The sequence below is a fragment of the Streptomyces sp. NPDC005070 genome (assembly GCF_053600395.1).
Genome location: NZ_JBSFZS010000018.1, coordinates 61,905 through 80,841 on the forward strand (window position 1 = coordinate 61,905; position 18,937 = coordinate 80,841).

An 18,937-nucleotide genomic window follows, 5' to 3' on the forward strand; every position below is an offset into this window, starting at 1 on the left:
ATTGGGGGGCTGTTTCACGTGAAACACCCCCAGGGTACCGGGCAGCCCACGTCGGCTCCCCCTCATTAGGCGCTCCGCGCCGCGCCGGACATCGGTGGCAGGCACCGATGTCCTGTTCCTACAGTGGGCGCATGCGCACTGGTGAGCCCCTGCCCTCGGTGGGGGACGTCCTGGCCACTCTCGCCACCGGCGTGTGGCGCTGGGACAGCGCCTCGGGCCTCGTCACCTTCGACGCGGAGGCGGCACGGCTGATCGGCATGCCGGCGGAACGGACGACCCTCACCGCGGCGGGCGCGCGCTCCCACGTCCACCCCGTCGACTGGAACGAGATGGACGGGGTGGTGCAGCTCGCGGTGGCCGAGGGCACCCTCGCCGAGGCCCGGATGCGGATCATGGACGAGCACGGCCGGGAGCTCCGCACGGTCCGCAGCCGCTCCAAGCCGCTCATCGACCCCGAGACCGGGCAGTTCGAGCTGATCGGCACCCTCCAGGAGGTCAGCGAGCAGCCCCCGGGCGCGGCCGCGCGCACCCCCGTCACCGGGGACTGGCGCCGTTCACGGGAGGCGTTCCTGCTGGACGCCGGACGGGCGCTGGCCGAGGCCCGGTCCACCGCGGAGGTGCTGCGGGTGGCGGCGGGCCTTTCGATGCCCGGGTTCTCACCGGACGGTCTCGCCGTCTTCGGCGCGGAGGGCGACCGGCTGACGATCATCGGCCACCACGGGCACCAGCCGGGCGACGAGGGCCCCTTCTCGCACATGTCGCTGGCCACGGACTACCCGGCCGCCGAGGTCGTCCGCACGGGCCGCGCCGTCTACCTCTCCACCCCCGACGACTACCGGGACCGCTACCCGGCGTCCTGGCCCCTCGCCCAGCGTTTCGGGCGGCAGTCGTGGGCGTTCCTGCCGCTCACGGTCGCCGGCAGCACCATGGGCGCGTGGATGGCGGCCTTCACCTACCCCGTCACCTTCACGCCCGACGAGCGCTCGGTCCTGACGACCGTCGCCCGCATGCTCGCGCAGGCCCTCTCCCGCGCCGGAGCCGCCGAGACCGCCCGGGAGCTGACCGACGGCCTCCAGCGCTCGATGATGCCGACGCTCGGCCCGCAGATGCCGGGCATGAGCGTCGCCGCACGCTACGTCCCGACCGGCGGGGGCCTCCAGGTCGGCGGCGACTGGTACGACGTGATCCCGCTGCCGGCCGGCCGCTACGCCCTGGTCATCGGCGATGTGCAGGGCCACGACGTCCGCGCGGCGGGCCTGATGGGCCAGCTCCGGATAGCCCTGCGCGCCTACGCCGCCGAGGGGCACCGTCCCGACGCGGTGCTGTCACGGGCGGCGCGTTTCCTCTACGGGGTCACCGACTCGGTGACCTACGGGTCGAGCGGCGGCGCCGACGCGGGCGAGGAACCGGCGGACCCCGCCGATGTGCGCTTCGCGACCTGTCTGTACGTCGAGGTCGACCCGGCGACCGGGACGCTGGACATCGCGCGCGCCGGGCATCCGGACCCCGCGATACGGATGGCGGACGGGACCGTGCTGATGCGGCCCACGGCGGGCGGGCTGCCGCTCGGCATCGACCCGGACGCCGACTACCCGACCACCCGGCTCCTCCTGGAGCCGGGCGAGACCATGCTGATCTGCACCGACGGGCTCATCGAGACCGGCGGCCACGACCTCGACACCGGCTGGCGCCGTATCCGCCGGACCCTCGAATCCCACGACGGCGACATGGAGACCCTCGCCGACGCACTCGTCCAGGCCGTGCACGGGCCCTCCTCCCACCACACCACCGGTCCGCTGGTCGACCGGCGCGAGGACGACATCGCGGTGCTGCTGCTGTCCCGGCTGCCGCTCACGGGTGCCGCCGACGACACGGCGCCCCTACGCCCCCTGGTGCGCCGCACGATGCTGACCGTGGCGCAGGCCGAGCCCGAGCGGATCGCGGACGCCCGTCAGCAGCTCCGGGAGCTCCTGCACGACTGGGCCTCCGCCGACCAGCTCGACTCCGCGGTCCTGCTCGTCTCCGAGATGGTCACCAACGTCCTCGTCCACACCGACGCGGACGCACTGCTCGTCGCCGAGGTGGCGGGCGAAGCCGGCAAGCGGCGGATGCGGATCGAGGTCACCGACGGCAGCGACGCCCTGCCGCACCGGCGCCATCCCGGGGAGCTGGCGTCGTCCGGACGCGGACTGGTGCTCGTCGAGATGCTCGCGGACGCGTGGGGGGTGGACCCGCGGGGCCAGGGCAAGAGCATCTGGTTCGAGTTCGCCGAGGAGCCGGACGCGGACTCCGGCCACTCCGGGGCCCCGGGCGACTCCGCGCTGCTCGACACGTGGGACGCGTTCACCGAGGCGACGGAGGCGACGGACGAGTACGCCGGCGGCTACGCGTCCGCGGACGGTCCCGGTGCTCCCGGCGCTCCGGGGAATCCGGGTCTGCCAGGTCCTTCCGAACCCTCCGGCCCGGGCGGCCCGTCCGGTCCTTCCGGGGCATAGCGCGCACGGAGTTCGTGCACGACGCCGAAGGCCGCCGCCGTCAGAGGGACGGCGAGCAGCATGCCGAGGACGCCCGCCACGGACGCGCCCGCCGTGATCGCCAGCAGCACCACCGCCGGGTGCATCTGCACCTGCCGGCTCTGGATCATCGGCTGGAGGCCGTATCCCTCCAGCATCTGGACGGCGAGGACGACCCCGAGCGTCCACAGGGCGATGACGAACCCCCGGTCGGCGAGGGCGACGAGGACGGCCACCGTGCCGGAGATGAACGCGCCGAGATACGGGATGTACGCCCCCACGAAGACCAGCGCGCCGAGCCCGACCGCGCCCGGGACGCGCAGGACCAGGAGTCCGACGGTGATGCAGAGGGCGTCGATGAGCGCGATGATCGTCGTTCCGCGCATGAAGCCCTCGACGGCCCCGTAGGCCCGCCGGGCCATGGCCTCGACGACGTCGGCGGTCCCCCGGGGCGCGAGCGACCTGAGCGATCCGGCCACCCGGTGCGAGTCCCGCAGGAAGAAGAACACGAGCAGCAGGGCGAGGAAGGCCATGGCGATGGTCTCGGCCACGACGCTGACGCCGCTGACGACGTTGGACACGGCCGTGCCGCCGAACTTGGACAGCAGGTTCTCGGAGTTGGCGGCGATGTCGTCGAGCGAGGTGCCCGCCGCGCCGAAGTGCTCGGCGACGGACCGGGAGGCCTGCCGGAGCGAGGACACGATCTGGGCGCCGGTGTGGATGAGCGCGGCGACGACGACGTAGACGGCACCGCCGACCACGACGGCCACCGCGACGCAGGTCAGGGCGGCGGCCAGCGAGCGGTTGAGCCGTGCCTTGACCATCCGCCGGTACAGCGGTCCGAGCAGGGCGGTCCCGAGCAGCGCGAGGAGCACCGGCACCACCGCCGTGCGGAACTCCCCGCACAGCAGGATCCCCACCCAGCCGACCCCCGCGGCCAGCAGGATCACGACACACCAGGCCGCCAACCGCCGGGCGCCCTCGGGGAGTAGCTGCACTCTGCAAGCTGACCATGCGTCAGCGGAACCGGCGCCCCGCGAAGGCCGAACGGGGGAGTGGGCCCCGCGGGGCGCCGGTCGTATCAAGGCCCGGGAAGGGCCCCGGAGTGGCCTACAGCCCGCCCTCCGACATCCCGTGCACCGCCGGGATCGTCCCCAGGCGACCCTTCTGGAAGTCCTCGAAGGCCTGCTGGAGCTCGTCGCGGGTGTTCATCACGAACGGGCCGTAGTGGGCCATGGGCTCCCGGATCGGCCGGCCGCCGAGCAGCACGACCTCCAGGTCGGGCGTGTTGGAGTCCTGCGTCTCGTCCGCCCGGACGGTCAGCGAGGAGCCCGCGCCGAAGACGGCGGTCTGGCCGGTGTGGACCGGCCGACGGTCCGCGCCCACGCTGCCGCGTCCGGCCAGCACGTAGGCGAGGCCGTTGAAGTCCTCGCGCCACGGCAAGGTGATCTCGGCGCCCGGCCGGACCGTGGCGTGGACCATGGTGATCGGGGTGTGCGTGATGCCCGGTCCCTGGTGGCCGTCGAGCTCTCCGGCGATGACGCGCAGGAGCGCGCCGCCGTCCGGGGTGCTGAGAAGCTGCACGGTGCCGCCCCGGATGTCCTGGTACCTGGGGGCCATCATCTTGTCCTTGGCCGGCAGGTTCACCCAGAGCTGGAGCCCGTGGAAGAGCCCGCCCGACATCACGAGGTGCTCCGGCGGCGCCTCGATGTGGAGCAGGCCGGACCCGGCCGTCATCCACTGGGTGTCACCGTTGGTGATCGTGCCGCCGCCACCGTTGGAGTCCTGGTGGTCGAAGATGCCGTCGATGATGTAGGTCACGGTCTCGAAGCCGCGGTGCGGGTGCCAGGGGGTGCCCTTCGGCTCGCCCGGTGCGTACTCCACCTCACCCATCTGGTCCATCATGATGAACGGGTCCAGGTGCCGGTAATTGATCCCGGCGAACGCGCGGCGCACCGGGAAACCCTCACCCTCGAAGCCCTGGGGCGCGGTTGTCACGGTCAGCACCGGACGGTCCACCGCGTCGGCCGGCGCGGCCACACGGGGCAGGGCCAGCGGGTTCTCGACAGTCACTGCGGGCATGTCGGTACCTCCTTGTGCTTCGAGTTTAGTTGAGGATTGAACTTTCTGCTACCCGTAACGACGCGCGCCCGGAGGGCATTCCCTCCGGGCGTCACAGGTTCGAGAGGCATCCGGCCGAGCGGACACCAGGGGCCGACGGCACCCGGCGGGGCCGTCAGCCGTACATACGGCGCATCGCGAAGTCCACCATCTGCTCCACGGCCTTCGCGTCGAAGACCATCCGGTGCTTGCCCTCCATATCGATCACGAAGCCGTAGCCCGTGGGAAGAAGGTCGATCACCTCGGCGCCGGTGATCACGAAGTACTTGGACTCCTTGCCCGCGTACCGGCGCAGCTCCTTGAGCGAGCTGAACATCGGGATGACGGGCTGCTGGGTGTTGTGCAGCGCGAGGAACCCGGGGTTGTCGCCGCGCGGGCAGTAGACCTTCGAGGTGGCGAAGACCTGCTGGAAGTCCTCGGCGGCCATGGCGCCCGTGGTGAAGGCGCGGACCGCGTCCGGCAGGGACGGCGGGGACGGCTCGGGGTACAGGGGCTGCTGCTGGCCGTACCCGCCCGCCATCTGCCCGTCCGCCATCTGGCCGGGCATCTGCTGCTGCGGCGGGACGTACCCCTGCTGGGCGCCTGCGTTCTGCTCGTAGCCGTACATGGGCCAAAGAGTAGTCGGCCACATATGGCCCACTCGGGGTTGCTTCTTATTACTGGCGGGTAGCATTATCGAAGCTACTTGTTGGTACGTGAACCAGATGCGAGGAGTCAGTGCCTCGCCGATCCCTAACGGAGCCGTCGCCATGGGGCACTACAAGTCGAATCTCCGCGACATCGAGTTCAACCTCTTCGAGGTGCTCGGGCGCGACAAGCTGTACGGCACCGGCCCGTTCGCGGAGATGGACACGGACACCGCCAAGAGCATCCTCGCGGAGCTGACCCGGCTCTCGGAGAACGAGCTGGCCGAGTCCTTCGCGGACGCCGACCGGACCCCCCCTGTTTTCGACCCCGAGACCAACACCGCGCCGGTCCCGGCTTCCTTCAAGAAGTCGTACAAGGCGTTCATGGACTCCGAGTACTGGCGTCTCGGCGTGCCCGAGGAGATCGGCGGCTCCACCGCGCCCCGCTCCCTGATCTGGGCGTACGCGGAGCTGATCCTCGGCGCGAACCCGGCGGTCTGGATGTACTCCTCCGGCCCCGCGTTCGCGGGCATCCTCTTCGAGGAGGGCAACGAGGTCCAGAAGCACATCGCGACGCTGGCCGTCGAGAAGCGCTGGGGCTCGACCATGGTGCTCACCGAGCCGGACGCGGGCTCGGACGTGGGCGCCGGCCGCACCAAGGCGATCCAGCAGGAGGACGGCTCCTGGCACATCGAGGGCGTGAAGCGCTTCATCACCTCGGGTGAGCACGACATGGAGGAGAACATCCTCCACTACGTCCTCGCCCGCCCCGAGGGCGCCGGCCCCGGCACCAAGGGCCTGTCCCTCTTCCTCGTCCCGAAGTTCGAGTTCGACTTCGAGACCGGCGAGCTGGGCGAGCGCAACGGCGCGTACGCGACGAACGTCGAGCACAAGATGGGCCTCAAGGCCTCCAACACCTGCGAGATGACCTTCGGCGACCGCCACCCCGCCAAGGGCTGGCTGATCGGCGACAAGCACGACGGCATCCGCCAGATGTTCCGCATCATCGAGTTCGCCCGCATGATGGTCGGCACGAAGGCGATCTCCACGCTGTCGACCGGCTACCTGAACGCGCTGGAGTACGCCAAGGAGCGCGTCCAGGGCACCGACCTGGCCAACTTCATGGACAAGGCCGCGCCCAAGGTCACCATCACGCACCACCCGGACGTGCGCCGCTCGCTCATGACGCAGAAGGCGTACGCCGAGGGCATGCGCGCCCTGGTCCTGCACACCGCCGCGATCCAGGACGAGATCCAGGTCAAGGAGGCCGCCGGCGAGGACACCGCCGCCGCCGAGGCCCTGAACGACCTCCTCCTCCCGATCGTGAAGGGCTACGGCTCCGAGAAGGGCTACGAGCAGCTCGCCCAGTCGCTCCAGATCTTCGGCGGCTCCGGCTTCCTGCAGGAGTACCCGATCGAGCAGTACATCCGCGACGCCAAGATCGACACGCTGTACGAGGGCACCACCGCGATCCAGGGCCAGGACTTCTTCTTCCGGAAGATCGTCCGCAACCAGGGCGCCGCGCTGAACTCCCTCGCCGAGGACATCAAGAAGTTCCTGGCCCTCGGCACGGGCGGCGAGGAGCTGTCCGCCGCCCGCGAGCAGCTCGCCAAGGCCGCCGTCGAGCTGGAGGCCATCGTCGGCCTGATGCTGACCGACCTCGCCGCCACCGAGCAGGACGTCAAGAACATCTACAAGGTGGGCCTCAACACCACCCGCCTCCTGATGGCCTCGGGTGACGTGGTCGTCGGCTACCTGCTGCTGCGCGGTGCCGCCGTCGCCGCGGAGAAGCTGGAGACCGCCTCCGCCAAGGACAAGCCCTTCTACGCCGGCAAGATCGCGGCCGCGAAGTTCTTCGCCACCACCGTGCTGCCGGGTGTCACCGGTGCGCGCAAGCTCGCCGAGGGCGTCGACCTGGACCTGATGGAGCTGGACGAGGCCGCCTTCTAGGTCGTGTCCGCAAAGTCGCGTCGTCCGCCCGGAGGGCGGGCCCGGCGGCGTCTGGTGCGTGCTCTCGGCGTGCCGGGCGCAGACCCTCGTACTGGACGTACTTGGGTCTTCGCCCGGTGCGGCGAGAGTGCGTGCCAGGCGTCGCCGGGCAGACGAGACTTTGCGGACACGACCTAGGCCCCGCCGGCCCCTGTCCGGACGGGCGGGCACCAGCCCGACGCCTGTCCGCCCGTTCAGGTGTCCCAAGGTGTCCACCCTTCACATCCCCCTTACGAAGGCCCGTTCCCAACCCCGGGAGCGGGCCTTCGTGCGTCGTTAAGGTGAACCCATGAGTGCACCCACCCGGTTCGACCGCAGCCACACCGACGACCTCATGTCCTTCCTCGCGGCGAGCCCGACGCCGTACCACGCCGTGGCGACCGCCGCCGAGCGGCTGGAGAAGGCCGGATTCCGTCAGGTCGCCGAGACCGACGCGTGGGAGGGGTCCGCCGGCGGGAAGTACGTGCTGCGCGGAGGGGCGATCATCGCCTGGTACGTGCCGGAAGGCGCCGAGCCGCACACCCCGTTCCGGATCATCGGCGCGCACACCGACTCCCCCAACCTGCGGGTCAAGCCGCTGCCCGACACCGGGGCGCACGGCTGGCGGCAGGTCGCCGTGGAGATCTACGGCGGCCCGCTGCTGAACTCCTGGCTCGACCGCGACCTCGGCCTGGCCGGACGCCTGTCGCTGCGGGACGGCTCGACCCGCCTGGTCAACATCGACCGCCCCCTGCTGCGCGTACCGCAGCTCGCCATCCACCTCGACCGTTCCGTCAGCAGCGAGGGGCTCAAGCTCGACAAGCAGCGCCACCTCCAGCCCGTCTGGGGACTCGGCGACGCCGGCGAGGGCGACCTGATCTCCTTCCTGGAGGAGGAGTCGGGGCTGCCCGCGGGCCAGGTCACCGGCTGGGACCTGATGACCCACTCCGTCGAGGCGCCCGCCTACCTGGGCCGCGACAAGGAACTGCTCGCCGGGCCGCGCATGGACAACCTGCTGTCCGTGCACGCGGCCACGGCCGCGCTGGCCGCGGTCGCGACGGCCGGCTCCGGACTGTCCTACATCCCGGTCCTCGCCGCCTTCGACCACGAGGAGAACGGCTCGCAGAGCGACACCGGCGCCGACGGACCGCTGCTCGGCGGTGTGCTGGAACGTTCTGTCTTCGCCCGCGGCGGCTCCTACGAGGACCGGGCACGCGCGTTCGCCGGCACCCTCTGTCTCTCCTGCGACACCGGCCACGCCGTGCACCCCAACTACGCCGAACGGCACGACCCGACGCACCACCCGCGGATCAACGGCGGCCCCATCCTCAAGGTGAACGTCAACAACCGCTACGCCACCGACGGCACCGGCCGCGCGGTCTTCGCGGCGGCCTGCGAGAGAGCCGGTGTGCCCTTCCAGTCCTTCGTCTCCAACAACGCCATGCCCTGCGGCACCACCATCGGACCCATCACGGCGGCACGGCACGGCATCAGCACGGTCGACATCGGCGTGGCGATCCTGTCCATGCACAGCGCCCGCGAACTGTGCGGCGCTCAGGACCCGTACCTGCTGGCCAACGCGCTGACAGCGTTCCTGGAGGACTGAGTTCCGCCGCCCCGGTCCCCTCACGAAACCGTTATTTTTGAACCTGTTCAAAGATGGTTTCCTCAGCGTACGATGCGATCCGATCTTCAACGATCGACATCTCTGAACAGTCTCGTGGGGGGACTCACACGTGCGAAAAAGATCTCTGGCGCTCGCCTGCGCCTCCGTCGCGGCCGGCCTGCTGCTCGGCCCGGTGCCCGTCGCGCACGCGTCGGCGGCGCCGGTGCTGCACGGCGTCGGCAGCGGTGACCACCCCGGTGACGGCCTGGTGTGGGTGTCCGCCTCGTCCGACACCGCCATCACGTCGATCACCGCACACCTGTACGCGCCGGGCTCCGCCGCCGACGCCCCGGAGATCACCCAGGTCAGCGACTTCACCCCGGACTCCAGCACCAGCTTCGCGAACATGTGGCGGACCACCACCCCGCTGCGCCTGGCCGACCTCGGCGCCTACCGTGTCGTGGTCGACCTGACCGACGCCGACGGGGACACCACCACCGCCCAGGGGACGTACGGGTACGAGTACGAGCTCGAAGCGAACCTCACGGATCTGCGGGCCACCCCACAGGACCCGGACTACGAGCACCAGGACGTCACCGTCACGGGCGGCTTCACGGTCACCGACCCGCGCACCGGAAACACGACGCCCGCGGCGGACACGCGCGTGGACCTGGAGATCTCCGGCGACCCGGGCGCGTCGGCCAGGACCGGCGCCGACGGCCGTTTCACCTACACGTACCACGTCGACAGCGCGTCCAGCGACACCGTCAACGCCTGGCTCCGGCCGGACGAGCCCTGGTACCAGTCCAGGGCCAACGAGAGCGTCGAGGTCAGGGCCGTCCAGTCGAACACCCGCGTGACCCTGGACGCGGCCGAACTGAGCCTCAAGGCCGGGCAGGCGGCGACCGTCTCCGGTACCGCCGAGGTGTACGTCGGCGGTGCCTGGAAACCGCTGGCCGGAGCCACGGTGGACGAGATCTGGTCCGACGAGTCCCGCGGCGTGGCCTCGCGGCCCGTCACGGGCGCCGACGGCCGCTTCAGCGGAAGCCTCACGCTGCCGAAGTCCGGCACGGTCGAGGTGCAGGTGCGCGCCGACAGCTTCACGAGGTTCAGTGAGCTGCGGACCGTCAAGGTGCACGTCGCCGGGAAGACGTCGATCTCCCACTTCACCGCGAGTCTGGACAAGTACGCCCAGCTGACGGCCAAGGGCCTGCTGGACACCGGCAGGTCCGTCCCTGCGGGCATGTACGACAAGGTCGACCTCCAGTACTCGGCCGACGGGAAGACCGGCTGGAAGACGATGAAGACGGTCACACCCGGCAGCTTCGAGCCGGACGTCGGCGCGACCTTCAAGGGCACCTTCGCCACGTCCTCCAAGGGCTACTACCGGGCGCACTTCAAGGCCACCGGAGACTTCCAGGAGTCGTACAGCTCCGTCGTGCACGTCACGCGCACCCCGACCCGGATCACCGACGGCAACGCCTCCCCCGAACCGGTCCGCAAGGGCCGCACGATCACCTACAAGGGCAAGCTGCAGCACTACACCTCCGGCGTCTGGAAGGCCTACGCGGGCCAGACGGTGAAGATCCTCTTCAAGCCCAAGGGGTCCAGCGGCTGGTACGACATGGGCAACGCGACCACCCGCACGGACGGCACGTTCGGCAAGGGCTTCACGGCCTCGAAGGACGGCACCTGGGTCGCGGTGCTCCTCTATCCGAACAGCACCCATCTGGTGAGTTCGGGACGCGAGGACTACGTCGACGTGAGGTGACGCGCGCCGCCGTCGGGAACGGCGGCGCGCGGCACGTGAGGAAGCGCCTCCGCATGGCTCGCGAGGTCCCGGGTACCCGGAACGGGTCCGGAACGACTCGGAGTTGCCATCACAAGGAGACGACACCCATGGGCCTGGGCGGATGCATCATCCTGATCGCCGCGGGGGCGATCCTCACCTTCGCGACCGACTGGCACATGCAGGGGGTCAACCTTCACCTCGTCGGCGTGATCCTCATGATCGTCGGACTGATCGGCGTGACGACCTTCAGCAGCATCGCGCGGCGCAGGCGCGTCGTCGTACCGCCGACCGCGACGGTCGTGGACGACGACCGGCGCCGCCGTGACGGGTACACGGACGGCTACGGCGTCTGAGCCGGGTCAGCCGTCCATGCCCGCGAGGACCAGGGGCAGCCGGTCCGTACCGCTCTCGGTGAGACGGACCGGAACACCCCAGTCCTGCTGGTGGACATGGCAGGCCGGGTACTCGTTGGCGGGGTCGTCGTCGCAGGACGCGGCCATCGCCGAGACGTGCAGCACGCCCTCCTGGACGGCCGGGTTCAGCTCGACGGACCGGGAGAGATCGGTGCCGGCGCCCTCGCCCGCGAGCAGCAGCTCGGGCGGGGTGGCGGACACGAGGAGCCGGGTGGACGGGCCGTACCGAGTGTCCAGCTTCTGACCGGCGGGCGCCTGGAAGATCACGTCCAGCCGGACGGCCCCCGGGGTGACATCGGTGGCCGCGCGCCGAGTGCGATGGGCGACCGACTCCACCCGTACCGCCTCCTCGGGCAGCCGCAGCCGGGTCAGCCGGTGCCGGGCGGACTCCACCACCACGATGTCGTCCCCGACGAGCACGGCGTCGCTCGGCTCCCGCAGGTCCGTGGCCAGCGTGGTCACCTCACCCGTCGCGGGGTCGTACCGGCGCAGCGCGTGGTTGTACGTGTCGCTGACCGCGACCGACCCGTCGGGCAGCGCGGTGACTCCCAACGGGTGCTGGAGCAGGGCCTGTCCGGCGGCACCGTCGCGGTGCCCGAAGTCGAAGAGCCCGGTGCCGACGGCGGTGTGCACACTCCCGTCCGGGTCGACCCAGCGCAGCGCCGAGGTCTCGGAGTCGGCCAGCCAGAGCCGGTCCGCGGTGGCGGCGAGCCCCGACGGCTGCGCGAACCAGGCCTCGGACCCCGGTCCGTCGACCAGCCCCTCGTTCGTCGTGCCCGCGGTGACCTCGACGGTCCCCGTCCGCGGGTCGTACGCCCAGAGCTGGTGCACACCCGCCATGGCGATCCAGACCTTCCCGCCGAACAGGGCCACGTCCCACGGCGAGGACAGATCGATCTCGCGCGCCGGTCCCGACGTCGGCGAGCCCTGCCACCACTGGCGCCCGGTGCCCGCGAGCGTGGTGACCTCGCCGGTCGAGAGATCGACCCGGCGCAGCGCGTGGTTCACGGTGTCCGCGACGACGACCGCCCCCTCGTCGAGCAGGGCGAGTCCCTGCGGCTCGCTGAACCCCGCCTCTTCGGCACCGCCGTCCACGAAGCCCCGGACACCTGATCCGATGCGCCGGACGACCGTCTCGCCGTCCTCCTCCAGCTCCACGAGCTGATGCCGGGTCGTGTCGCTGACCAGCAGATTGCCGTTCGGCAGGGCGAGCGCCTTGCCCGGGAAACGCAGCACGGTCGGCTCGGGTTCGGGCGCCACGTACGGCCCGTCGCCGCGACGCAGCGTCCCCTTCGCCGCGTGCTCGGCCTCCAGCTCCTCCACCAGCCGCTCGATGGCGTGGGCGTGCCCCTCACCGGCGTGCTGCGCGACGACGTACCCCTCGGGATCGATCACCACGAGCGTCGGCCAGGCCCGTACGGCGTACTGCTTCCAGGTCGCGAGCTCCGGGTCGTCGAGCACCGGGTGCTCCACCCCGTAGCGCTCCACCGCGTCGACGACCGCCTGGTGCTCCGCCTCGTGCGCGAACTTCGGCGAGTGCACCCCGACGATCACCACGGTGTCCCGGTGCTTCTCCTCCAGCTCCCGCAACTCGTCCAGGACGTGCAGGCAGTTGATGCAGCAGAAGGTCCAGAAGTCGAGAATCAGAACGCGGCCCCGGAAGTCGGCGAGCGACAGGTCCTTCCCGCCGGTGTTGAGCCACCCGCCCTTGCCGACGAGCTCGGGAGCGCGGACACGGACACGGCGCGGGGCGGGAGAGGCAGCGTTCATGTGATCAAGGGTGCCACCAGGGCGCGACGCTCCGGAAATCCCGGACCGGCGCGCGCCGGCCGTCAGCCCAGCGCGTGCCCCGTCGTCGCGTCCACGTGGGCGGGGATCTCGTCGTGGCGGTCGCCGACCGTGAGGGTGCCGGTCGGTTCGAAGAGGAGGATCGACGCGCCGGCGGGGGCGTACGGCTTGTGTTCGGTGCCGCGCGGGACGGTGCAGACGGAGCCCTTGGGAAGGACGACGGTCCGCTCGCCGGCCGGCTCCCTGAGCGCGATGCTCAGCTCGCCCTCCAGGACCAGGAAGAACTCGTCGGTGTGGTCGTGCACGTGCCAGACGTGTTCGCCCTCGACCTTGGCGACGCGGACGTCGTAGTCGTTGACGGCGGTGACGATGCGGGGGCTCCACAACTCGTCGAAGGAGGCGAGGGCGGTGGAGAGGGAAACAGGTTCGCCGCGTCGGGCGGGTGCGCTGGACATGGGTCCATCGTCCGCGCCCTCCGGCACCCCGGCGAGTGCTAGAAATCGCTCATGCCGCAAGGATCCTCGCATCGTGCCGTCCGCCCGGAGCACTCGGAGGGGTGGAAACCGGCGTCACGGCCGCATCGCGTCGCCGTCATCGTCGACGAGGGCACGAACCCCTTCGAAGTCGGCGTCGCGACCGAGCTGTTCGGGCTTCCCCGGCCCGAACTGGGGCGTCCCGAACCGCTCTACGAGCTGACCCTGTGCACGCCGACGCCCGGCGTCCGGATGAACCACGGGTTCTTCACGCTCGGCGGAGTGCCCGGCCTCGACGCGGCGGACGACGCCGACACCCTCGTCGTCCCCGGTCGTCCCGACAACGTCGTACCGCGCCGGGCCGTCGTCCTGGACGCCATCCGGCGCGGCCACGCGCGCGGCGCCCGGGTGGTGAGCTTCTGCACCGGATCCTTCGCGCTCGCCGAGGCGGGGCTGCTCGACGGACGGCGCGCCACCACGCACTGGCGCTGGACGGACGTCTTCCGGGAACTGCACCCGAACGTGCTGCTGGACCCGGACGTGCTGTTCGTGGACGAGGGGGACGTGCTGACGGCGGCGGGCAGCGCGGCCGCGCTCGATCTCGGGCTGCATCTCGTTCGCCGGGATCACGGCGCGGAGATCGCCAACGCGGTGTCGCGCCGGCTGGTGTTCGCCGCGCACCGCGACGGGGGCCAGCGCCAGTTCGTACGACAGCCGCTGCCCGACGTGCCCGACACGTCGCTGGCACCCCTGCTGGCCTGGGCACAGGAGCGGCTCGCCGATCCGTTGACGGTCGGTGGCCTCGCCGCGCACGCCGCGGTCAGTCCGGCGACCCTGCACCGCCGCTTCCGCGACCAGCTCGGCACGACACCGCTGGCCTGGCTGACGGCGCAGCGCGTCGCCCTCGCCTGCCGGCTCATCGAGCGCGGCGAGGTCCGGCTCGACGTGGTGGCGGACCGCAGCGGGCTCGGGACCGCCGCGAACCTGCGCGAGCGGGTGCGCCGGGCGACCGGACTCAGCCCGTCGGCCTATCGGCGGCGTTTCGGAACGCCCACCGGGGAACCGGTGACGGCATGAGATACCTCGTACGCGACCGGCTGCTCGGTTTCGGTGACGACTACTGGATCGAGGACGACCACGGCAACAAGGTCTTCCTCGTCGACGGCAAGGCCATGCGACTGCGGGACACCTTCCAGCTCAAGGACACCCGCGGACGCGTTCTGATCGACATCCACCAGAAGATGCTCGCGCTGCGCGACACCATGATCATCGAGCGGGACGGCGATCCGCTCGCGACCATCAAGCGCAAGCGGCTGTCCCTGCTCCGCAATCACTATCGCGTGTCGCTGGTCGACGGCACCGAACTCGACGTCAGCGGCAAGATCCTCGACCGCGAGTTCGCCGTCGACTACGACAACGAACTCCTCGCCCAGATCTCCCGCCGCCGGCTGCACCTGCGCGACACCTACGGCGTCGACGTCGTACGGGAGGACGCCGATCCGGCACTGCTCATCGCGGTCGCGGTGTGCGTGATCCATCTGGCGGAGAAGGAACGGGGGGACGACTGAGGACAGGGCCGGCCGGCAGCGACGGGGCGGGTGCCGGCCGGTCCGTGGCAGGGCGTGGGTCAGCGGGGCACGGGTCAGCGGGTCGGGGTGTCCAGGCCCAGCAGACGGTCCTTCAGGGCCGGGAACTGTTCCCGGGTCTCCGCGACCTTCGCCGGGTCGAACTCCACGGTGAGGATCTCCTCGCCCGGACCCGCCTCGGCGAGGACCTCACCCCACGGGTCGACCACGATCGAGTGACCGGCCTGGGGAACTCCCGCGTGCGTACCGGCCGTTCCGCAGGCAAGGACGTACGCCTGGTTCTCGACGGCGCGTGCCTGGGCGAGCAGGGTCCAGTGGGAGCGGCGCCGCTCGGGCCAGCCGGCCGGGAGGACGAAGGTCTGCGCCCCGGCGTCGACGAGTCCGCGGAAGAGTTCGGGGAACCGGAGGTCGTAGCAGGTGGCGACGCCGATGACGGTCTCCGGCAGCCGCACGGTCACCAGGTCCGTGCCCGCGCCCATCAGCACGGCCTCGCCCTTGTCGAAGCCGAAGCGGTGAATCTTGCGGTAGGCGGCGACGCGTTCGCCGGCGGGGGAGTAGACGAGGGAGGTGTTGTAGAGGGGGGCCTCGGTCTCCGGGCCGGTCCCGGAGGCGGCGCGCTCGGGGATCGAGCCGGCGTGCAGCCACACGCCCGCGTCGCTCGCCGCCTTGCTCATCGCTTCGTGGGTCGGCCCGTCCAGCGGCTCGGCCCGCGTCCCGAACTCCTCGTAGGCGAAGGCGCCGGTGGTCCAGAGTTCGGGGAGCACGACGAGATCGACTCCGGCTTGATCGCGTACCAGGTCCGCCACGCGGCGTCTGCGGTCCGCGACCGTTTCGTCGTCGTTTACGTCGATCTGGAGGAGCGAGGCGCGCACACTACCACCGTCCTGGCATTCGAGCCGTCGATACGGGCCTACGATCGTCACACGAAAGCACTGCCGGGGTGCCTCACAGCAGCGTAACTTAGCGTCCCAAGACACCCGCTGCCTGTGAAATGCCCGCGTCCAACCGCCCGAGGGGTCCCGTTCCGTGAGTCTGCATCCGAGTCTTCAGTCCTACGCCGACGCCTGGGCCCACTCGATCGAAGCGATATCCGAGCTGGTGCAGCCGCTTGTGGAGGGCGAGTGGAACCGGCGGACTCCGTGCCCCGGCTGGTCGGTCCGTGACATCGTCTCGCATGTCATCGGGCTGGACTGCGAGATGCTCGGCGACCCGCGGCCGATCCACACGCTTCCCCGCGATCTCTACCACGTGACGAACGAACACCAGCGGTACATGGAGATGCAGGTCGACGTGCGCCGTCACCACACGGCGCCGGAGATGACCTCCGAGCTGGAGTACACGATCATCCGTCGCAACCGGCAGCTCCGGAACGAGTCGCGGCAGCCCGACGCGAAGGTGCGGGGCCCGCTCGGCACCGAGGTCACCCTGGAACACGCGATGCGCAACCGCGCGTTCGACGTGTGGGTGCACGAGCAGGACCTGCGGTACACGCTGGGCCGGCCGGGCAACCTCGACTCCCCCGGTTCGCAGATCGTGCGGGACCAGCTCCTGGCCGCGCTGCCGAAGATCGTCGCCAAGAACGCCGGGGCTCCGGCGAACTCCGCGGTCGTCTTCGACGTGCACGGTCCCGTCGAGTTCCTCCGCACCGTCCGCGTGGACGCCGACGGGCGCGGCTCGATAGACGGTTCGCCCTCCCTCGGTCCCGCCGTCAGCCTCGCCCTCGACTGGGAGACCTTCGTCCGGCTGACCTGCGGCCGCGTCAAACCCGACGCCGTGTCCGACCGCATCAAGGCCGAGGGTGACCCGGAACTGACTACGGCGATCCTGCGCAGCCTCGCCGTAACGCCGTAGGAGCAACGCGGGCAACGGGGCGGGGGCGGTTCCCCCGCCCTCCGTCCGTCCCGCTCCGCGGCACGACGTGCCCCTCGGCGGGCGGTCACGCCGGTACGTGCACCGTCTCCACCCGGCTGGCCACGAGCCGCTCCCGCTCCCGGCGGGCCGCTTCCTTGCGCAGCCGGAAGATCTGGCTGAGGCCGAGCGCCTGGAGCACGAACACGGCGGAGAAGGCGATCCGGTAGTCGTCGCCGGTGGCGTCGAGCAGGATGCCGATGGCCAGCAGCGTCGTCATCGAGGCGACGAAACCGCCCATGTTGGTGATCCCGGACGCGGTCCCCTGACGCTCCGGCGGGTTCGCGGGTCGAGCGAAGTCGAAGCCGAGCATCGAGGCCGGCCCGCAGAACCCGAGCACCACGCACAGCACGACGAGCAGCCACATCGGCGCGTGCTCGCCCGGGTACACCAGCACCCCCGCCCACACGACGGCCGTCGCCGCGACCGTGCCCAGGGCCAGCGGCAGCCGCGCGGCGTGGTGCCGGGCGACGACCTGCCCGTAGACCAGCCCGGCGCCCATGTTGGCCAGGACCACGAAGGTCAGAAGCTCACCGGCCGTGGCCCGCGTGAGGCCCTGCGCCTGGACGAGGAACGGCATCCCCCACAGCAGCAGGAACACCATCGCCGGGAACTGGGTGGTGAAGTGCACCCACAGACCCAGCCGGGTGCCGGGCTCCCGCCAGGACGCGAGGATCTGCCGGCGGACATAGGCGGCGCCCCGGTGCGGGAACGGCTCCGGGCTGTGGCCCTCGGGGTGGTCCTCCAGGAACAGCAGCAGAAGGACGAGGACGACCACACCGGCGGCGGCGCTGCCGGCGAAAGCGGCCGTCCAGCCCACGCCGTGCAGCAGCCGGGCGATCACGAGCGTCGAGACGAGGTTGCCCGCCATGCCGGCCAGACCCGCGAGCTGCGCGACGAGCGGTCCGCGCCGGGCGGGGAACCACCGGGTGCCGAGCCGCAGCACGCTGATGAACGTCATCGCGTCGCCGCAGCCCAGCAGGGCGCGCGAGGCGAGCGCCATGCCGTACGACGAGGAGAACGCGAAGCCCAGTTGTCCCGCCGTGAACAGCAGGACGCCGATGGTCAGCACCTTCTTCGTGCCGAGCCGGTCGACGAGGAGCCCGACCGGTATCTGCATGCCCGCGTACACGAGGAGTTGGAGGATGGAGAAGGTGGACAGGGCGGAAGCGCCCACGTGGAAGCGGTCCGCCGCGTCGAGCCCGGCCACCCCCAGGGACGTACGGAAGATGACCGCGACGAAGTAGACCGAGACGCCGATGCCCCAGACGGCGATCGCGCGCCGGCCGCCGGGCGGGTCGCCGGGCAGGGTGGCCGGGGAGCTCATCGGACCTCGCCCCGCGCCAGGTTGGAGAACCAGCTCACGTGTCCGTGGATGAGGCCGACGACCGCGTCGGCGTCGCCGGAGCGCAGCGCCTGGAGAATCTGTTCGTGCTCGACGAGCGTCTTGGTGATCCGGTCGGGGTGGGCGTGCATCACGGCGACTCCCATCCTGAGCTGCCGGTCGCGGAGCTGGTCGTAGAGCCGGGAGAGGATCTCGTTGCCGCCGCTGCGGACGATCTCGGCGTGGAAACAGCGGTCGGTGACGGCGGCGCCGGCCAGGTCACCGGCGGCGGCCTGCTCCTTCTGCCGGTCCAGCAGTTCCTCCAGACGGGCCAGGAGCTGCGGCGACGCCGGTACGGCCTTGCGCGCGGCGTGCTCCTCGACGAGCTGGCGGGTCTCGACCACGTCGGCGATCTCCTGGGCGGAGACCGGCAGGACGAGCGCGCCCTTCTTCGGGTAGAGCCTGATCAGCCCTTCGGCTTCCAGGCGGAGCAGCGCCTCCCGGACGGGGGTGCGCGATACGCCCACCGCGTCGGCGAGTTCGCCCTCCGTGAGCAGGGCCCCGCCCTCGTAACGGCGTTCCAGGACCCCGTCCTTGACGTGGGCGTAGACGCGGTCGGCTGCCGGAGGCTGCTTCACGGGGGGCCGCGCCGGCGCGGGAGGGGCTGAAGGCATGCGCACATCATAGATACAACACGTACGCATGCCCGGAGCATTTCAGCATGCGGACCCCAACGGCCCCTGCCTGTAACCCAGGTCACTGGAATTTCCTCCGTTCGCCGCACATCCCTTTGCGTTCTCCGCGAGTCTGAACGTGGGA

General features: G+C 71.0%; 16 protein-coding genes. 8 read left to right on the forward strand and 8 right to left on the reverse strand.

What is annotated here, in order from left to right; translation table 11 throughout:
- Positions 1–131 precede the first annotated feature (131 nt).
- Positions 132–2,495, forward strand: coding sequence for a SpoIIE family protein phosphatase (locus tag ACWEBX_RS09085; RefSeq protein WP_451884247.1), 2,364 nt, complete (start codon positions 132–134; stop codon positions 2,493–2,495).
- Here the strand turns inward: ACWEBX_RS09085 and ACWEBX_RS09090 are convergent.
- The 3 genes from ACWEBX_RS09090 to ACWEBX_RS09100 form a co-directional block, all read right to left on the reverse strand.
- Positions 2,384–3,511, reverse strand: coding sequence for an AI-2E family transporter (locus ACWEBX_RS09090; protein WP_451884248.1), 1,128 nt, complete (start codon positions 3,509–3,511; stop codon positions 2,384–2,386). The genes ACWEBX_RS09085 and ACWEBX_RS09090 overlap by 112 nt on opposite strands.
- 112 nt (positions 3,512–3,623) lie before the next feature.
- Entirely contained in the window at positions 3,624–4,595 is a 972-nt protein-coding gene (locus ACWEBX_RS09095) for a pirin family protein (RefSeq protein WP_451884249.1), read from the reverse strand.
- 154 nt (positions 4,596–4,749) lie between these two features.
- Positions 4,750–5,241 carry an SseB family protein gene (locus tag ACWEBX_RS09100; RefSeq protein ID WP_451884250.1) on the reverse strand — a complete coding sequence of 164 codons (492 nt, stop codon included), beginning with the start codon at positions 5,239–5,241 and terminating at the stop codon, positions 4,750–4,752.
- Between the two features lie 142 nt (positions 5,242–5,383).
- Here ACWEBX_RS09100 and ACWEBX_RS09105 point away from each other — a divergent pair, with 142 nt between their 5' ends.
- The 4 genes from ACWEBX_RS09105 to ACWEBX_RS09120 all read left to right on the forward strand — a co-directional run bounded on the left by ACWEBX_RS09105 (position 5,384) and on the right by ACWEBX_RS09120 (position 10,979).
- Positions 5,384–7,210, forward strand: coding sequence for an acyl-CoA dehydrogenase (locus ACWEBX_RS09105; RefSeq protein ID WP_451884251.1), 1,827 nt, complete (start codon positions 5,384–5,386; stop codon positions 7,208–7,210).
- A gap of 328 nt (positions 7,211–7,538) precedes the next feature.
- Positions 7,539–8,834 (forward strand): M18 family aminopeptidase, encoded by a 1,296-nt coding sequence (locus ACWEBX_RS09110; protein ID WP_451884252.1) that lies wholly within the window; start codon positions 7,539–7,541, stop codon positions 8,832–8,834.
- A gap of 130 nt (positions 8,835–8,964) precedes the next feature.
- Positions 8,965–10,605, forward strand: a complete 1,641-nt coding sequence (locus ACWEBX_RS09115) for a hypothetical protein (RefSeq protein WP_451884253.1) — start codon at positions 8,965–8,967, stop codon at positions 10,603–10,605.
- 128 nt (positions 10,606–10,733) lie between these two features.
- Positions 10,734–10,979 (forward strand): DUF6458 family protein, encoded by a 246-nt coding sequence (locus ACWEBX_RS09120; protein ID WP_355765090.1) that lies wholly within the window; start codon positions 10,734–10,736, stop codon positions 10,977–10,979.
- Between the two features lie 6 nt (positions 10,980–10,985).
- Here ACWEBX_RS09120 and ACWEBX_RS09125 read toward each other — a convergent pair whose 3' ends face one another.
- Entirely contained in the window at positions 10,986–12,809 is a 1,824-nt protein-coding gene (locus ACWEBX_RS09125; protein WP_451884254.1) for an NHL domain-containing thioredoxin family protein, read from the reverse strand.
- A 62-nt stretch (positions 12,810–12,871) separates the two neighbouring features.
- Positions 12,872–13,282 carry a cupin domain-containing protein gene (locus ACWEBX_RS09130; RefSeq protein WP_451884255.1) on the reverse strand — a complete coding sequence of 137 codons (411 nt, stop codon included), beginning with the start codon at positions 13,280–13,282 and terminating at the stop codon, positions 12,872–12,874.
- A 51-nt stretch (positions 13,283–13,333) separates the two neighbouring features.
- Here ACWEBX_RS09130 and ACWEBX_RS09135 point away from each other — a divergent pair, with 51 nt between their 5' ends.
- Together ACWEBX_RS09135 and ACWEBX_RS09140 are read left to right on the forward strand one after the other, a co-directional pair.
- Positions 13,334–14,377 (forward strand): helix-turn-helix domain-containing protein, encoded by a 1,044-nt coding sequence (locus ACWEBX_RS09135; protein WP_451884256.1) that lies wholly within the window; start codon positions 13,334–13,336, stop codon positions 14,375–14,377.
- Positions 14,374–14,868 (forward strand): LURP-one-related/scramblase family protein, encoded by a 495-nt coding sequence (locus ACWEBX_RS09140; protein WP_451884257.1) that lies wholly within the window; start codon positions 14,374–14,376, stop codon positions 14,866–14,868. The genes ACWEBX_RS09135 and ACWEBX_RS09140 overlap by 4 nt, the downstream gene beginning before the upstream one ends.
- 74 nt (positions 14,869–14,942) lie before the next feature.
- Here ACWEBX_RS09140 and ACWEBX_RS09145 read toward each other — a convergent pair whose 3' ends face one another.
- Positions 14,943–15,758, reverse strand: a complete 816-nt coding sequence (locus tag ACWEBX_RS09145; protein ID WP_451884258.1) for a carbon-nitrogen family hydrolase — start codon at positions 15,756–15,758, stop codon at positions 14,943–14,945.
- A gap of 154 nt (positions 15,759–15,912) precedes the next feature.
- On the opposite strand from ACWEBX_RS09145, the gene ACWEBX_RS09150 reads away from it, so the two are divergent.
- Positions 15,913–16,737 carry a maleylpyruvate isomerase family mycothiol-dependent enzyme gene (locus tag ACWEBX_RS09150; RefSeq protein ID WP_451884259.1) on the forward strand — a complete coding sequence of 275 codons (825 nt, stop codon included), beginning with the start codon at positions 15,913–15,915 and terminating at the stop codon, positions 16,735–16,737.
- Between the two features lie 85 nt (positions 16,738–16,822).
- Here ACWEBX_RS09150 and ACWEBX_RS09155 read toward each other — a convergent pair whose 3' ends face one another.
- Together ACWEBX_RS09155 and ACWEBX_RS09160 are read right to left on the reverse strand one after the other, a co-directional pair.
- Positions 16,823–18,121 (reverse strand): MFS transporter, encoded by a 1,299-nt coding sequence (locus tag ACWEBX_RS09155; protein ID WP_451884260.1) that lies wholly within the window; start codon positions 18,119–18,121, stop codon positions 16,823–16,825.
- The gene (locus ACWEBX_RS09160) at positions 18,118–18,792 is read right to left on the reverse strand and encodes a GntR family transcriptional regulator (RefSeq protein ID WP_451884261.1); all 675 of its coding nucleotides are present in this window, start codon (positions 18,790–18,792) and stop codon (positions 18,118–18,120) included. Before ACWEBX_RS09160 ends, ACWEBX_RS09155 begins: the two co-directional genes overlap by 4 nt.
- Between the last annotated feature and the right edge of the window lie 145 nt (positions 18,793–18,937).

Bases quoted from the DNA above. Each gene is read 5' to 3' on its own strand.
- ACWEBX_RS09085 (WP_451884247.1), top strand. From the start codon at position 132: ATGCGCACTGGTGAGCCCCTGCCCTCGGTGGGGGACGTCCTGGCCACT.
- ACWEBX_RS09095 (WP_451884249.1), bottom strand. From the start codon at position 4,595: ATGCCCGCAGTGACTGTCGAGAACCCGCTGGCCCTGCCCCGTGTGGCC.
- ACWEBX_RS09100 (WP_451884250.1), bottom strand. From the start codon at position 5,241: ATGTACGGCTACGAGCAGAACGCAGGCGCCCAGCAGGGGTACGTCCCG.
- ACWEBX_RS09105 (WP_451884251.1), top strand. From the start codon at position 5,384: ATGGGGCACTACAAGTCGAATCTCCGCGACATCGAGTTCAACCTCTTC.
- ACWEBX_RS09110 (WP_451884252.1), top strand. From the start codon at position 7,539: ATGAGTGCACCCACCCGGTTCGACCGCAGCCACACCGACGACCTCATG.
- ACWEBX_RS09120 (WP_355765090.1), top strand. From the start codon at position 10,734: ATGGGCCTGGGCGGATGCATCATCCTGATCGCCGCGGGGGCGATCCTC.
- ACWEBX_RS09125 (WP_451884254.1), bottom strand. From the start codon at position 12,809: ATGAACGCTGCCTCTCCCGCCCCGCGCCGTGTCCGTGTCCGCGCTCCC.
- ACWEBX_RS09130 (WP_451884255.1), bottom strand. From the start codon at position 13,282: ATGTCCAGCGCACCCGCCCGACGCGGCGAACCTGTTTCCCTCTCCACC.
- ACWEBX_RS09135 (WP_451884256.1), top strand. From the start codon at position 13,334: ATGCCGCAAGGATCCTCGCATCGTGCCGTCCGCCCGGAGCACTCGGAG.
- ACWEBX_RS09140 (WP_451884257.1), top strand. From the start codon at position 14,374: ATGAGATACCTCGTACGCGACCGGCTGCTCGGTTTCGGTGACGACTAC.
- ACWEBX_RS09155 (WP_451884260.1), bottom strand. From the start codon at position 18,121: ATGAGCTCCCCGGCCACCCTGCCCGGCGACCCGCCCGGCGGCCGGCGC.
- ACWEBX_RS09160 (WP_451884261.1), bottom strand. From the start codon at position 18,792: ATGCCTTCAGCCCCTCCCGCGCCGGCGCGGCCCCCCGTGAAGCAGCCT.